15 protein-coding genes are annotated in these 15,855 nt (G+C 58.2%); 3 read left to right on the forward strand and 12 right to left on the reverse strand.

From position 1 onward, the window contains the following. Positions 1-35 precede the first annotated feature (35 nt). The 3 genes from ACR0C9_RS16250 to ACR0C9_RS16260 all read left to right on the forward strand — a co-directional run bounded on the left by ACR0C9_RS16250 (position 36) and on the right by ACR0C9_RS16260 (position 2,233). A complete protein-coding gene (locus ACR0C9_RS16250; RefSeq protein ID WP_170454283.1) occupies positions 36-341 on the forward strand; it encodes a chorismate mutase in 306 nt (101 codons plus the stop codon). A gap of 51 nt (positions 342-392) precedes the next feature. Further along, positions 393-1,283, forward strand: coding sequence for a bifunctional methylenetetrahydrofolate dehydrogenase/methenyltetrahydrofolate cyclohydrolase FolD (gene folD / locus ACR0C9_RS16255; RefSeq protein ID WP_170454281.1), 891 nt, complete (start codon positions 393-395; stop codon positions 1,281-1,283). 206 nt (positions 1,284-1,489) lie between these two features. Then, positions 1,490-2,233, forward strand: a complete 744-nt coding sequence (locus ACR0C9_RS16260) for a LytTR family DNA-binding domain-containing protein (protein WP_480781465.1) — start codon at positions 1,490-1,492, stop codon at positions 2,231-2,233. A 2-nt stretch (positions 2,234-2,235) separates the two neighbouring features. On the opposite strand, the gene pdeM is transcribed toward ACR0C9_RS16260, so the two are convergent. From pdeM to ACR0C9_RS16320, 12 genes are all read right to left on the reverse strand, one after another. Beyond that, positions 2,236-2,898 (reverse strand): ligase-associated DNA damage response endonuclease PdeM, encoded by a 663-nt coding sequence (gene pdeM, locus ACR0C9_RS16265; protein WP_480781466.1) that lies wholly within the window; start codon positions 2,896-2,898, stop codon positions 2,236-2,238. 41 nt (positions 2,899-2,939) lie between these two features. Next, complete coding sequence (locus ACR0C9_RS16270) at positions 2,940-5,351, reverse strand: ligase-associated DNA damage response DEXH box helicase (protein WP_480781467.1); 2,412 nt, start codon at positions 5,349-5,351, stop codon at positions 2,940-2,942. A gap of 40 nt (positions 5,352-5,391) precedes the next feature. Continuing rightward, entirely contained in the window at positions 5,392-6,699 is a 1,308-nt protein-coding gene (locus ACR0C9_RS16275) for an ATPase (RefSeq protein WP_170454273.1), read from the reverse strand. 117 nt (positions 6,700-6,816) lie between these two features. Next, positions 6,817-7,362: a prepilin peptidase gene (locus ACR0C9_RS16280; protein WP_170454271.1), complete on the reverse strand. Its 546-nt coding sequence runs from the start codon at positions 7,360-7,362 to the stop codon at positions 6,817-6,819. Beyond that, on the reverse strand, positions 7,363-8,217 hold the full coding sequence (locus ACR0C9_RS16285) for a tetratricopeptide repeat protein (RefSeq protein ID WP_170454269.1): 855 nt from the start codon (positions 8,215-8,217) through the stop codon (positions 7,363-7,365). 29 nt (positions 8,218-8,246) lie between these two features. Continuing rightward, a complete protein-coding gene (locus ACR0C9_RS16290) occupies positions 8,247-8,828 on the reverse strand; it encodes a tetratricopeptide repeat protein (RefSeq protein ID WP_480781468.1) in 582 nt (193 codons plus the stop codon). 10 nt (positions 8,829-8,838) lie between these two features. Further along, entirely contained in the window at positions 8,839-9,813 is a 975-nt protein-coding gene (locus tag ACR0C9_RS16295; protein ID WP_170454265.1) for a type II secretion system F family protein, read from the reverse strand. Positions 9,814-9,823: 10 nt separating this feature from the next. Beyond that, on the reverse strand, positions 9,824-10,792 hold the full coding sequence (locus ACR0C9_RS16300; RefSeq protein WP_170454263.1) for a type II secretion system F family protein: 969 nt from the start codon (positions 10,790-10,792) through the stop codon (positions 9,824-9,826). A gap of 11 nt (positions 10,793-10,803) precedes the next feature. Beyond that, a complete protein-coding gene (locus ACR0C9_RS16305; RefSeq protein ID WP_170520574.1) occupies positions 10,804-12,240 on the reverse strand; it encodes a TadA family conjugal transfer-associated ATPase in 1,437 nt (478 codons plus the stop codon). Between the two features lie 24 nt (positions 12,241-12,264). Continuing rightward, positions 12,265-13,500, reverse strand: coding sequence for a CpaE/TadZ family protein (locus ACR0C9_RS16310; RefSeq protein WP_480781469.1), 1,236 nt, complete (start codon positions 13,498-13,500; stop codon positions 12,265-12,267). 200 nt (positions 13,501-13,700) lie between these two features. Beyond that, the gene (locus ACR0C9_RS16315) at positions 13,701-14,333 is read right to left on the reverse strand and encodes an OmpA family protein (RefSeq protein ID WP_170520576.1); all 633 of its coding nucleotides are present in this window, start codon (positions 14,331-14,333) and stop codon (positions 13,701-13,703) included. Between the two features lie 16 nt (positions 14,334-14,349). Further along, positions 14,350-15,723: a type II and III secretion system protein family protein gene (locus ACR0C9_RS16320; protein WP_170454255.1), complete on the reverse strand. Its 1,374-nt coding sequence runs from the start codon at positions 15,721-15,723 to the stop codon at positions 14,350-14,352. Between the last annotated feature and the right edge of the window lie 132 nt (positions 15,724-15,855).

The following is a 15,855-nucleotide window of genomic DNA, read 5'->3' on the forward strand; positions in this document are numbered from 1 at the left end:
GGTTCGGGGGTATCCCCGGACCACAGGAGATTAAAATGTCCATTCTGACACTGCCGCAAGACTGTCACTCGATGCCGGAGTTGCGGGTTCAGATCGACAAGCTGGATCGCCAACTGATCGAATTGCTGGTGACGCGCGCGGGCTATATCGACCGCGCATCCCAGTTGAAACCGGCCGAGGGCCTGCCGGCCCGTATCCCGGATCGTGTTGAAGAGGTGGTGCAGCGCGTGCGCGCAAGCTCTGACGAATTGGGCATGGACCCGGATTTGGCCGAAAAGCTGTGGCGCATTTTGATTGACTGGTCGATCGCGCGGGAAGAGCGCGTGCTCGGCCCTGACTGAGAAACCGGGCGCTTCCTGCGCCCGATCCGTTTTGAAAGAAGGGATCACAGGATGGTAGCCCAGGTTATCGACGGGAAGGCTTTTGCCGCCAAGGTGCGCGCTCAGGTCGCCGATCAGGTCGCAAAGCTGAAAGAAGAAAACGGCATCACGCCCGGTCTAGCGGTGGTGCTGGTGGGCGAGGACCCGGCAAGCCAGGTCTATGTGCGGTCCAAGGGCAAGATGACTGTCGAGGTCGGCATGAACTCGTACGAGCACAAGCTGGAGGCCGACACTTCGGAAGAGGATCTGCTGGCGCTGATCGACAGGCTGAACAATGATCCGGCGGTGCACGGTATTCTGGTGCAACTGCCGCTGCCCGGGCATCTGAACGAAGACCTGGTGATCAACTCGATCGATCCGGCCAAGGATGTGGATGGCTTCCACATCTCGAATGTGGGCCTGCTGGGGACGGGTCAGAAATCGATGGTGCCCTGCACGCCGCTGGGCTGTCTGATGATGCTGCGCGACCACCATGGCTCGCTGTCCGGGATGGATGCGGTTGTGATCGGGCGGTCGAACATCGTGGGCAAACCGATGGCGCAACTGCTGCTGGGCGATAGCTGCACCGTGACCATCGCGCATTCGCGCACCAAAGATCTGCCCGATGTTGTCCGCCGCGCCGACATCGTCGTGGCCGCGGTGGGCCGCCCCGAGATGGTGCCGGGCGACTGGATCAAGGAAGGGGCCACCGTGATCGACGTGGGCATTAACCGCATCGAACGTGACGGCAAGAACAAACTTGTGGGTGACGTGGATTATGCCAGCGCGGCTGAGCGCGCAGGCGCGATCACTCCGGTTCCGGGGGGCGTCGGTCCGATGACCATTGCCTGCCTCCTGGCCAACACACTGACCGCGTGCTGTCGTGCCAACGGTCTGCCGGAACCCGAAGGTCTGACCGCCTGACCCTGCTGGCGCGGGTGCACCCTGTGCCATAACCCGGAATACTCAAGATGCCCTGTCCCCTATATCCGGGGGCAGGGCATTTCTTTGAATGGGTTTGCTTGTATTCGATTTCGTGATATGTCCGATATTCCAAGTGGTTACTAAGTAAGACCGTAGTTTTCCGGGCAAGTGTTTGTGTGACGCGGGAAATTGCGCTCGGAATACGTATGAATATCGAAGTCAGTGAGATCAGAACTGTTCTAAGCCCTCAGCGCATCGTCGCGGCGCTCGTTTTTCTTACATTGCTGGCTTATGTGTTTCCGCCCTTCATGGACGGAGAATTGCCGTTCGGTCTGCGCCTTGTGTTCTGGGTCGGTGTGATGATCATCGCGCTCAGCGCGACATGGACTGCCCGGAAACTGCTGCGTGACAAATTGGTGCTGGTCAAACTGCCGTGGCGTGATCTGGCCTTTGCCACCGTGATGCTGGCTTTGCTGACGCCGATGTTGTGGCTGCTGGCCTGGGTGTGTTTCACCTGTATCGGCAAGATGGCGCCCGAGGCGCATGCGGTCGCCGTCTACGGCATCCTGTTCGCCGCAGGTCTTGTGCTGGTCCGCCGCGGTGATCTGCATACGCGGGAGGTCGAAGAAAAACCTGTCCAGCCGCGACTTGTCCGACGTTTGCCCGCCGGGTTCGAAGGAAAGATTTTCCGCCTGACCGTGAAGGACCACAACGTGGATGTCGTCACCTCTGAGGGGACGTTCACAATTCGGTCCCGACTGACAGACGCCATCGATGAAATGGAGCCTGTTCCGGGCCATTGCTCGCATCGCTCGCATTGGGTTACGGACGCGTCGATCATGGGTGTCGAGAAGGCCGAGGGCAAAACCTTCCTGCGGCTGGTCAATGGCGATCTCGTGCCCGTCAGCCGCAAGTACAAGCCCATGCTGGAAGAAGACGGGCTGATCTGAGCCTAACGTGGCATCGGCACCATCTGAGGGGTTGGGCCGGTCAGAATGGCCTTGGCCTGAGGCCCCATAAGCGTCGTCAGAACATGGTCTGTGCTGCGCAGCCCGCCGGTATAGGTGCCGTAGGCTGGCAGGATCAGCCGGGCGTGGTCCAGCAGGAAGGCAGGCCGGGAAATCGACCTGCCCCTGAGCGTCAAACGCGCTTTGGGGTGAAAATGCCCTGAAACCTCGCCTGTTGCATTGGGTTGTGCGATGTGGCGAAAGACAAGCGGCCCGCAGGTCCATTCAGACAGATGTGCGCCGCCCAGCTCGATCGGTCCCGGATCGTGATTGCCTTCGATCCAAATCCAACGCCGTCCAGCTTGCAGCGCCGCTATTCGCAGCTTTTCATCCGTCGCCAAAGCGCTGGAGGCGTCGAGATCGTCAAAGCTGTCACCCAGACAAACCACGACCTCACCCCCTGTCCGGTCAAGGTCCGCCGACAACCGATCCAGCGTTTCACGGCTGTCATAAGGCGGAAGGGTCAAACCACTGCGCCGCGCCATCCGCTCGGACTTGCCCAGATGCAGGTCCGAGACACAGAGCATGCTCTGCCCCGGCCACCAGAGCGCGCCGGAGGGCAGGGCAAAAAGATCCGCACCGCAAAAGGAAAATCCCAGTTTGTTCATGGTAAGTTCATTATATGTTTCGAGTTTTCGTGCAAGGTATTTTACAGATTGTCCAGCCCGGCGGCTTCCAGCAGGCGGGCACTTTCCTCTGCCAGCAAGCGTTCCTCGGCCGCGCCTTTGACCGGGATTTTGCCGACTTCCAGAAACAGCGGTGCCGCCAGCGGTGAAACCTGATCAAGGCGCATCAGATCAATCCGGTCGCCGATACGCGCGATCATCGCTTCGATCCGGCCAAAATCGACCAGACCGCGCATGGCTTCTTCGCGGGTGATTTGCATCAACAGGTGGTCCGGGTCGTATTTCAGCAGCGTGTCATACAGGATGTCCGATGAAAACGTCGCCTGCCGCCCGCTTTTGCGTTGCCCGCCCGTGTTGCGCTCGATTAGACCGGCGATTGTGGCCGAGGCGCGGAAGGTCCGTTTCATGACGGCATTTCCCGCCAGCCACGTGTCCAACCCCTGCCGCAGCGCGTCTAGACGGAACAGCGGGCTGGGGTCCGTGACCGCGTCCAGACCCCAGATCAGGGTGGCATAATCCGTGGCGACAAAGCCAAGGGGGGCCAGACCCGTCTCCTCCATCCGTTTGGTCAACAACAGGCCGAGCGTTTGCTGCGCATTGCGCCCGGCAAAGCCGTAGACGCACAGATGCTCGCGCCCGTCGCTGGGAAAGCTTTCGATCAGCAGGCGGTCGCGCTGGGGCAGGCGGGACATGTCCCGCTGCAGGGCCAACCAGTCGGCGGTGTGGCGGGGCAGTTGCGGCCAGTCGGGTTGGGCGAACATGCGCAGAATACGGTCGCTCAGCTGGGTCGAGGTGGCAAATTTCGTCCCCATGAAAGTGGCGATCTTGGGCTTTTTGTCGGCCCGGCGGCTGACCTCGACCACCATCTCGCGCAGGCCCTCGTAGCGCACGATCTGGCCGCCGATCAGGAAGGTATCTCCGGGTGTAAGCGAGGCGGCAAAGCCTTCCTCGACCTCGCCCAGTGGCTTGCCGCCGCGGTTGCGTTTCAGGCGCACCTTCAGGGTGTCGGTGTCCTGTATGGTCCCAAGGTTCATGCGGATGCGCGCGGCGGCACGGGGGTCGCGCAACTGCCACAGCCTATCGGGACGCTGCAGCAGCCGCTGCCAGCGGTCATAGGCGCGCAGGGCATAGCCACCGGTTGCGCAGAACTCCAGACATGCGTCGAATTCCAGACGGGTCAGATCGGCAAATGGCCCGGCTGAGGTCATTTCCGTGAACAGTGCGTCAGCCTCGAACGGCCCCGCCGCCGCCGCAATCAGGATATGCTGGCAGAGCACATCTCGGGGGCCTGCGCCGCGTGGCTCGCCATCCAGTTCATGCGCTTTTGCAGCCTCTAACGCGGCGACGCATTCCACCACTTCGAACCGGTTGGCAGGCACCAAAAGGGCCTTGGACGGCGCGTTGTAGCGGTGGTTCGCCCGCCCGATCCGCTGCACCAATCGCTTGACGTTCTTGGGCGCACCGATCTGGATGACCAGATCGACATCCCCCCAGTCGATGCCCAGATCCAAAGAGCCGGTGCAGACGATGGCCCGCAGATCACCACGCACCATGGCGGCCTCGACCCGTTCACGCTGCTGACGGTCCAGACTGCCGTGATGGATGCCGATGGGCAGGCCTTCGTCATTTGCAAGCCACAGATTGTGAAAGAAAATCTCGGCCTGCGCGCGGGTATTGTGAAAGATCAGCGTGGTCTTGTGCTGCCGGACCTGCTCCAGCACTGCCGGGATCGCATAAGCCGCGCCGCCACCCGACCACGGGGGCATTTCCTCGGTTGCCAGCATCGCGATGTCGGGGTCAGGGCCGGGGTCGGCCTGTATGATCCGGCAAGGGTCCGGGTGCCGCGCCAGAAAGCGGGCGATCCCTTCGGGGTCTTCGACCGTCGCCGACAGGCCGACGCGGCGCAGATCGGGGCAGAGGGTTTGCAACCGTGCCAGCGCCAGCATCAACTGATCCCCGCGCTTGCTTTCGGCAAGGGCATGGATTTCATCCACGATCACCCTCTGCACCCCATCAAACATGCGCGGAGCGTCCTCGTAAGAGGTCAGCAGGGCAAGGCTTTCGGGCGTTGTCAGTAGAATATGCGGAGGGTCAGCGCGCTGACGTTTCTTTTGCGTCGCGGATGTATCGCCGGTCCGGTCTTCGATGCGGATGGGCAGGCCAATCTCATCCACCGGCGTGCGAAGGTTGCGTTTGATATCTGCCGTCAAGGCTTTCAGCGGTGAGACATAGATCGTGTGTAACCCGCTATGTGCGCCCTCGGCCAGTTCAGCCAGAGACGGCAGAAACCCGGCCATTGTCTTGCCGCCCCCGGTGGGGGCGGTCAGCAGCGTGGCCGGATCACGCGCCCGGTCGAACATGTCTTGCTGATGGGGGTGGATGGACCAGCCTTTGGCCGAAAACCAATCGGTGATCCGGGCGGGAATCTGCGTCATAGGCGCAGATTAACCGCCCTCGTGCCGGAATGGCACGGCGTTATTTGACGATTTTCTCGTCCTTGACGAACATGTTGGCCCAGGCGCGGTCGATCAGGTCTGGGCTCATCTGATAAGGGATGCCCTCGAATTCGCAGATCGAGATCATCTGATCGATCAGGAAGATCGGCTGATAGTTCGCATAGATATTGTCGATGGTCGGGTATTTGACCTTCAACAGGTGGACCAGAGCGGCCTCATCCAGCGGCATGCCGCGTTTGCGGGCCACCATGGCAAAGATTTTCAGGAAGTTCTCCTGGTTCGGGCCGTCGATTTTGATCTTGAAAAAGATCCGGCGCAGGGCGGCTTGGTCGAAAATCTCGTTCGGGTGGAAGTTGGTCGAGAAGATGACCAGCGTGTCAAACGGCACCTCGAACTTTTCACCCGATTGCAAGCCCAGAATATCCTTGTTCTCTTCCAGCGGAACAATCCAGCGGTTGACCAGCGCCTGCGGCGGTTCCGCCTGACGGCCAAGGTCGTCCACGATGAAGATGCCGCCGGTCGATTTCAACTGCAACGGGGCCTGATAGGTCCGCGCGGTGGGGTTGTAGACCAGATCCAGCATGGACAGCGACAGTTCACCACCCGTTACAACGGTGGGGCGTTCGCATTGCACATAGCGCGAGTCGAACCGTTTGCGGCGGCGCAGGCTGTTGGGGTCGTCGGCTTCCTGCTCGATCGCGGTGTGCACGATCGGGTCATAGACGGTGATTACCTGACCGGCATATTCGATGGCATAGGGCACATAAACATTGTCGCCCAAAGCATCGCGGATACCGTTCGAAATCGAGGATTTACCATTGCCCGGAGGGCCATACATCAGGATCGAGCGGCCCGCACTGACCGCCGGACCAAGATGGTCCAACAGGCTATCGGGCAGGACCAGATGGCCCATGGCACCGACCAATTGCTCACGCGTGACCTGAATGTTGCGGATCGACTGGCGCTTGACCTGCTCGCGATAAACGTCCAGCGGCACCGGCATCGCGCCAAAATATTCAGACTGGCTAAGCGCGTCCAATGCGCGGGCCTTGCCTGCATCGGTCAGCTGATAGCCCATTTCATTGCCGCTATTGGCGTTCAGGGTGCCTGTCGCTTCGATCAGTTTCTGTTCGCGCGCGATGTCGATCAGTTCCTGCGTGACCGAACCGGGCAGGCAGACCGCCTCGGCAACTTCGGACACAGTGCTGGCGTTCTTACGGAAGATCGTTTTCAGCAGAATGTCCCGCATCATCACCAGCGGGAGCTGCATCTCCCCCAAACCTTTGGGGGCAGGAGGGGCCATAACAGAGGAAGCTTGCATATTCATGAGCGACGCTCGTCCATCCAAAAAATCACACAAATGCCCGCAAACGGGCGACTTGTGGGAAATCTGGCCCAGCTTTATGGCGGGACCAAGGCAGCGACATGGCGCGGTGATGATAGTTTACGAACCGTAAACAGTGCCCAGAATCAAATACATCGCCAAAGCTCCGGCAAGGGCAAGGCCCATCGGGAACTTTTTGCCCCGGTCCCAGCTTTCCCAATGCGGCGCGATTGCGCGCAAGCGGGTGTGGCGGGCCAGCCGATGCGTGACTACGGCACCCAAAACGGTTGCCATCAAAATCGCAAGCACGACACCCAAGTCCTGAACCCAGACAAACGGTGCAGCCGCCGCCAGAAACTTGGCGTCACCCGCGCCAACAGCGCCGATGGCATTCAGGACCATTCCGGCGATCAGGATCACGGGAAGATGCAGCAATTGCCAGACATAAGGCGGAAAAGCGACGGGGAATGGCCCCAGCTTTCCGCTGAGTGTGCCGGTCGCCCACGGGGGCAGGGCGATCAGCCCGACAACCACATAGACCAGCGCCAAAGCCACAACGGCGTGGTTCTTGATCCGCATCTCACGCATATCGGTGAAGGCGACATAGAAACAGATCGGCAGAATGAACGGCAGGAACCACACCGCCGCCCGAACAGGGATGTCCATTTAGGTGGATTCCTCAAGCGCGCGCAGCGAACGGACGGCTTCGTCGAAATGCTGCGGATGGGTCGAGATCGCCTCGCGGAACAGGTTCTTGGCTGTGGTCACGTCGCCCTGCTTCACAGCCGAGATCCCCATAGTGTTCAACAGGCGCGCCCGTTCGATCTGTGACATGGGAACAACCGGCAGGCTGTAATTTCCCTGTGCAGAGCGGGCCAGAACCAGATTGTTCTTTGCGGTAAACAGCGAACTGTCTTGCCGGATCGCATCGGTGAACAAACGCTCTGCCTCGGCGTATTGCCCGCGTGAGAGTTTTGAGAACCCCCAGTTGTTCATCACGCTGCCCGGGCGCGTGGTCAGGCCAACCGCAGTTTCATAGAAATGGTCTGCGCGTTTCCATTCTTTTCTGGAATCGGCCACGACCGCCTCAAGCCGGTAACGTTTGAACGTCTCATAGGTTGGCGGAACCGTGTCCAGAACCGATTTCGCCTGCGCCCAATCACCATTTCTGACCAGCGCATCCGCGTACTCGACCTTGTCCGAGCTGTTGGCCCCTTTCATGGTCGTCACGCGTTTCCACGCCGATACCGCTTCGGTCGTGCGTTTGGCGCGCCCAAGTGAAATGGCCAGACCGCGTTGAAGGTCGATCCGGTTGGGGCTTTTGCTGGCTGCGTTGTGGAAATAGGTCACCGCCTCATTCGGGTCGGCCGCGTTCAGTAGAACATCGTTCAGGTTGGTTTCGTCGATGACGTTCACTTCCTGAAACGTGCGTTCAACCTTTTCTTCGGCAGTTTCCTTTTCGCAAGCGGCTAGAATGAGCCCACTGAGAATGAGGGATGGAATCAAGAATTGGTGGCGCATTTTTGCGTCCTTTACTGCTCTTGCCTCGATTACTGGATCTTGCGTAGCGTAAATTGCCCGTCGCCAAGCTGCTCCAGCGTATATTCTTGTTCTTGGGGGGTATTATTAACAGGATTTTCCATTTTTGCGAGTGCTAAGCGCAGATTGTCGCGAATTGCGTCACTTTCGCCATTGTCCAGCGCAAAGGCCCGTTGAAAGACCTGAGCGGCCTCGGGGTATTCCTGCAATTCCATCAGCAGAACACCCAGATTGTTCCAGGCGATGGGCCAGTCCGTATCATCCTCGACCGCCTGCCGCAGTAAGGGCTCCGCCTGACCCAATCGACGCAGCCCAACATTGGCGGTTCCCATCGAGGTCAGGACCTCCGGGGTCATCCCCTGATCCAATGCGGCGCGGGTAAAGCTCTCCAACGCAAGTTCGTATTCACCCGCTGCCATCAACCGGTTGCCAACGGTGATGTGGTCGACCGACTTGCCTTTGGGATCGACGCCCGGCGCATCCAGCCCATTGGACAGACCGCCTTCAGTGCAAGAAGCCACCGTGGCGATAACCACAGTGGCTTGAAGCAATCGGCGTAGCCGGGACAGGATACACCTGAGTTTTGTTTTCATAAGCGATCCATCAGCGACCGAAGCTCGAAATCACGTTTGCCGAGGGGCCGACCAGAATGATCAACAGCGGCGGCACCGTCAGCATCATTGTGACCAGAGTCATTTTCGTAGGCAACTTGTTTGCGGCTTCTTCTGCCCGCATGACCCGTTTGTCACGCATTTCACCGGCATAAACCCGCAGAGCTTCGGCAATCGATGTACCAAATGTTGCCGATTGGATCATCACGGTCACAAATGAACTGACATCCTGCACACCGCAACGGGTTCCAAAGTCCCGCAGAACGGTGTCCTTGTCCTTACCGGCCTTCATCTCATAAGCGACGACCTCAAATTCCTGAGCGATGTCGGGGTAGGAGGATTTCATTTCACTTGCGACGCGCACGATGGCCTGATCAAGGGACTGCCCTGCTTCGACACAGACCAGCATAAGGTCGAGTGTATCAGGAAACCCGGACGTAATTGCCTCTTGCCGTTCGGCGACCCGGCGCGTGATCCAGTATTTCGGGATCATGTATCCAACGCCGCCCGGCAACAGCACCCGGATGACCATTTGCTGAGTGGTGAATTCCTGGTCACCGGAAAACACGGTTATCAACAGAACGCCCAGAACAATACCAATGATCCCCAGGGCGAACTGCGCAAAGTGGAAAAACCGAACCGCGTCCTTGGACTGATAACCTGCTTGTCTCAGTTTCAGCTGGACGGCCGAGTATTCTTCCTGGTCCTTCGGCTCAAGGAAAGTTGCGAATTTCTCAAGCTGCTCATTCTGGCTGCCGTGCCGCAGCTTGTCTTTCTTGTCCTTCTTGGTTGCCTTTGGTGCCGCATTGGCGCGCTGAAGCTTTTTGAGCGGATCCTCGGGCTGGCTCATCATCAGCGAGACAGCAACACCGATCAGGACAAGGCCAAGAATTCCAACCACGATCAGAGGGCCAAACTCTCCCAAGTTCTCCGTAAGCAAATCATTGATTTTTGTCAGAAACTCCATGATATCGCCCTCAGACCTTGATGTTTGTGATGATCTTCATGACGATCAGGTTCAGCGTCAGCATGATACCAACGATGAAACAGGCCGGGATGAACCACTGGTGGTCCAGAACCTCGTCGTAGTATCCGGGATCTTTTACCAAAACGAAAACCAGACAGAAGATTGGGAAGCCGGACAGGAATTTACCGGACCATTGCGCTTCGGCCGTGATCGCCTTGACGCGACGGAATAGGCGGAACCGGGCGCGAATGACTTGGGCCAGGCCTGCCAAAATCTCAGCAAGGTTGCCACCGGATTGCTGTTGGATACCCACGGCAACCGCCAGGAACCGCAAGTCCTGCATATCCAGACGTTCGGCCATATCCTTCAGCGCTTCACCCACGTCGCGACCATAGGCGCATTCATCCGCGATGACACCAAATTCGGTGCCCAGCGGGTCCTGCACTTCGTTCGCAACCACCTGAATAGTCGATACAAACGGGTTACCAACCCGCAGCGAGCGTACCATCAGTTCAACAGCGTCAGGCAATTGCTCTTCGATCATTCCCATGCGCTTTTTGGCCTTGTGGTTGACCCAGGCGTAGACGCCACCAACGCCAATCGCGATCGAGATGGCGACGCGCAGAACCATCTCAGTGGCGGTTCCGATGCTCAGCCCCATGAATGCCACAACTGACACAAGGCACATGATCATGATCAGTTGGCGGGGCGAGAACGCGATGGCCGCCTTCTGCGCCTTGTCTGCCAGCAATGAATACAGAGGGATGCTCTGCGATTTCATATGCTGTTGCATTTCCTTGCGCAGCTGTTCCAGCACCTGCTCGCGCCCGGCGCCTTTTTCCAGCATGTCGAGGCGACGGTTGACGCGGCTGTTCAGGCTGATCGACTTGCCGAAGGCGACAAGATAGATGCCTTCGACCAAGGCGAGAACCCCCACAAAGATGGCGACATAGATGATCGCCTCCATAGGCACTTGCATGTAAGTTTCTCCTACATTGTGGTTGGGTCGTAGATCGACGCCGGTAGATCAAAGCCCCACAGACGGAAGCGTTCGGAATAGTGGCTGCGCACACCCGTGGCGGTGAAATGCCCGATGATTTTGTTGTCGGGTGTCAGGCCAACACGTTGAAACCTAAAGATTTCCTGCATCGAGATCACGTCGCCTTCCATCCCCGTGATTTCGGTGATCGAAGTCATGCGACGCGAACCGTCCTGAAGACGGCTGGCTTGCACGATCAGGTTCACAGCGGATGAGATCTGGCTGCGTACGGCCTTGATCGGCATTTCAATCCCGGCCATCGCGATCATGTTTTCCAGACGCGAGATACCATCGCGGGCCGAGTTGGCGTGGATCGTGGTCATTGATCCGTCGTGACCGGTGTTCATGGCCTGCAGCATGTCGATCACCTCGGCGCCACGCGTCTCGCCCACGATGATGCGGTCGGGGCGCATACGCAGGGCGTTTTTCAGACAGTCGCGCGGGCTGACCTCACCTTTGCCTTCCACGTTGGGCGGGCGGCTTTCCATCCGGCCTACATGTGTCTGTTGCAGCTGAAGTTCCGCCGTATCCTCGATGGTCAGGATGCGCTCGGCGTCATCAATAAAGCTGGACAGCGCGTTCAGCGTTGTCGTTTTACCCGAACCCGTACCGCCCGAGACGATGATGTTCAGACGGGTCGATACCGCAGCTTGCAGATAGGCGGCCATTTCCTCGGTGAACGCGCCGAAATTGACCAGATCGTCAATGCCCAGCTTGTCTTTCTTGAACTTACGAATGGAAACCAGCGAACCATCGACGGCAATCGGCGGCACCATCGCGTTGAAACGCGAGCCATCGGCCAGACGGGCGTCAACATAAGGGTTTGATTCATCAACACGACGACCCACGGCGGACACGATCTTGTCGATGATCCGCATCAGGTGCTTTTCGTCCTTGAACGTGATGTCGCTGAGTTCCAGCTTACCGGCGCGTTCCACAAAGATCTGCTGCGGACCATTGACCAGAATATCGTTGACCGTGTCGTCCTGCAGCAGTGTTTCCAGCGGGCCAAGTCCGGTGACTTCGTCATAAAGCTCTTTGTTCAGCTGGGTCCGGTCGTCGCGGTTCAGAACAATGTTCTTGGCTTCCAGCACTTCGCTGGCGATTGCGCTGATTTCCGCGCGCAGTTCCGCTTCACCCGCGTTCTCCAACGCTGCGAGGTTCAGATTTTCCAGAAGCTCGCGATGCAGTTCGATCTTAATCTCGCCCAGACGCTCTTTGCGTTTGCGGTCGCGGTCCGAACCCATCGCCTCGGCCGATTTCTTTTGCAGTGGCTTGCGGGCCACGGCGTTTGGGGTAGGGGCCGCTGCCGGTGCAGCCGCTTCAGGCGCTTTCGTCGGCGCTTGTACTGGCTGCGCTTCGGGCTGTTTCTTGTATCTTGAAAACACGGCTTATCCCCCCTTGGGATGGTTTTACGCGGCCTCGGCGCTGCTGCTGCCCAGGCTGTGAAGTGATTTCGCAAGTTTTGCGAATTCGCGGCGCAATGGGTTCTTTGCCGCAGAACTTGCCAAGGGCAGACCGTGATCGCCGCTTTGCATCACGGGTTTACCGCCATCCGGCAGTTGCAGATCGATCGAAATCCCAAGGCTTTCGCCCATACGTTTGACCCGGCCTTTTCCATTCAGGTCGGTGAATTTGGGTGCACGGTTCAGGGCAAAGCGCAGCTTGTTGAAGGGCAGCTCTTCGGCCTGCAAAGCGCGTTTCAGGCGCAGCGCGTTCTGGGCCGATCTCATGTCCAGCTCGATCATGGCAAAATAAACATGCGCCGCCTGCAAAACGGTTTCAGACCACAGAACCAGCGTTTTGGGCATGTCCACGATGACATAGTCAAAATGCTTGCGCGCCATGTCGATGACGCGCTGAATGTCTTCCGGCGTGATCAGGTCCAGCGGCACCATATCGGAGGGCGCTGTCAGCACCTGCAGATTTTCTTCATAACTTTGAAGTGCTTGCGAGAAAACCTCATCATCCATATTGGCTGTGTCCGACAGCATTTCGAACACAGTTTCGCGGCGCGGCAGATCCAGATATGTGGAAACGGTGCCGTATTGAAGGTCCAGATCGATCAGGCAAACAGTCGGTGCGTCCTTGTCGGAAACACAGGCAAGCTCCCACGCAAGGTTCACCGCCATCGTGGTCGACCCGACACCACCGGCCAGACCATGCACAACGAACAGGGCACCTTCCTTGGCATCTCCGCCCGCCAACGGCACCGCGGCCGCCTGCGCAACGGCAACCGGGTCGGGTTGGTTCATCCGCTCGATGGCTTCCTGCAATTCGCCTTCGGGCAGAGGGTAGGGGACAAACTCGTCCGCGCCCTTGCGCAGCAATTGGTGAAGGGCAGCAGGTGTGACGTCCTCGGCGATCAGGACCACTTTGATTTTTTTGTCTTTTGCCTGGGTGATGATCTCGCCCATCAAAGACAGGTTGTCCTCATCCTCGCCATCGATGGCCAGCGCAACAAACTGCAGTGATTCGGCTTCGGGCTGGCTGAAAAAGGCCAGCGCTTCGGCAAAGCCCAGATCACCCCATCGTTCGCCCAGCGCGGCTTCCATGTCTTCGATGAGCAGGTCGAAGTTCTGGACATCCCGGCTGATCGTGCAAGCCAAGATACCGGTGTTGTCATCTTGCGGCGTCGCGCTGGTCATAAACAATATCCTCGTTGAGAGAGGCCAGCTTCTCTTGCGGACGGATATCGTGCCGGTTGATTTGCTGTCGCCCCTATGCGGTCAATTCAGGCCGCAGGTCACCCAATTGTTGACAATGTCGCTGTGAAGTTGGGCGAGAATTTGGCGCAAAAGAACCAATTGTAGGGAAATGGGCGACGATGTCGCCCATTTCTGTCGTATTATCCACCGCTCCCCGAGTCGGCTACATTGGAAGAATCTTCAATGTAACTCGGTCGCGTCGCGCTTTCGACGTATTCGCGGTAAATGACCTGGGCGTATTTTCCGTCCAGCGTCTGCGGGCCACCGTCCACAAAGCCTGACACTTCGGTCACTGTGCGACGATTGCGGCGGTCGCGATTCGAAGTAGCAACCAGGGGCTGGGTTTTACCGAAGGATACGACGGCTTCCAGTCTGGACCGGGAAATACCCTGTTGGACCAGGAAATTCACCGCTGCCTGCGCTCGGCGCAAACCCAGGCTCTGGTTGTAGCTGTTCGAACCGACGGCATCTGTGTGCCCATAGACCCGGAACCGTGCCTCGGGGAATTGTTTTATCCAGTCTGCCTGCTGCAACAAAATGCTTTGGGCGGATGCATCCAGTTGCGAACTGTCGAAGGCAAAGTTGATCTGGCTGGGCACATCAGCCGCAAAGCGACGGCTCAGGATCTCAGCATAAGACAGTTCACCATTCATAACCTGAACGTTGTTAAGCGTCGCGTTGCCAAAGGCCCCTTGGTCGGCTTCGTAACCGGCCTCACGAGTACAGGCCGAGACGGCGACCGTAAGACCCAGTGTGATGATCCACTTGTTCATTGGTCTATCCTCCTCATCAATCCAGGACGTAGCCGTATGAGCTGCCGAAATCCTGTTTGGCGACTTCAGAAGCGGCACCTACACCTGCGCGGGTCGTGCGTGCTGTCTTACCGTTAATAAACAGGTCGAACTCACTGGGTGGCTTGACACGGTCGGTTGGCAGAGCAAGCGCCTCGCCGCGTATCGGTGATACCAGATGTGCGGTGACGATGATAACGAGTTCGCTCTGATCCCGCTGGAAATCGGCGCTGCGGAACAGGGCGCCAAGGACGGGAACATCGCCCAGCCAGGGAACTTGGCTGGCTTGATCGACAAAGTTGTCCTGAAGAAGCCCGGCGATGGCAAAGCTCTCACCGTCGCGCAGTTCCACGGTGGTCTTTGCTTGACGCACGATAAAGCTGGGAACGTTGTCCCCGTTGATCGTGAAGCTTGAGCTGGTGTCGATGCTAGATACCGACGTGCCCATTTCAAGATTAATCAGATCGCCGTCCACAACCCGTGGCGTGAACAGCATTTCTACACCAAATGGTTTGAATTCGATGGCCACGACACCATCGTCCTGAGGAACCGGGATTGGAACCTCGCCGCCCGCAAGGAAGGACGCTTCCTGACCGGACAGAGCCGACAGGTTCGGCTCAGCAAGGTTGCGGACAAGGCCCTTGGTTTCCAAGGCTTGCAACAGCAGATTGACCTGCGCCGACCCGACCCCGAAGCCAAACAGCAGCACACCGTTTTCAACAGTGACAGGCGGCACGAGGTTTTGCGGGTTGAAACCACCAACAAAGTCATCGGTTGCAATGGAAAGCGTTGAGGAGAGCTCTTTCGCGACAGAGCGGTTCATTTCCGCAAACCGCACTTTCAACATGACCTGCTGGACGCCGCCAACAGACATCAGGTTCGAAACGCGTTCGGGCGCATAACGTTCCGCCAGTTCCAGTGCGCGGGCCAGTTTGGCTGCGCTTGAAACCGTACCGGACAGAACGATGCCGTCATTCGCTGTGCGAACCTCAATCGGTTCGGCGGGCAGGATCTGGCGCAAACGCTCTTTGAACTCGGTCACATCCGGGGCAACCCGGACCCGAACGTTGGCCAGCAGCATACCGGCGCCATCGAACAACGTCAGTGTCGTCAGACCGGGTGCTTTACCCAAAACATAGATGGTACGATCGGAAAGCGACGAAATGTCAGCAATGCCCGCGTTGGCAATGCTGAGTTCTGCAAAAGGTTGCTCGCTTTCAACAACGATCGCGCGGTTCATTGGAACTTCCAGTGTTTCCACTGTGCCCTTTTTGACCACGCGAAGGGTTTCAGCCCAGGCGGCATCGCCGACCGGGCCCACAACAAGCGTCAACCCCAGCAGGGTTGCGCTGATCCAGGAACGTATTGTCATGTGACCTGCCTCTCCGATCACGCCTCGTTTTTGGGTCTTATGCCCTATGGTTCAAAAGACTGCGCGAATTCCGAATTTATTGCAATAATCAATGGTTTCTGGAATTTTGTTTATGTGGACAATAGGCAACAA

It is taken from the genome of Ruegeria sp. C12, assembly GCF_056537745.1.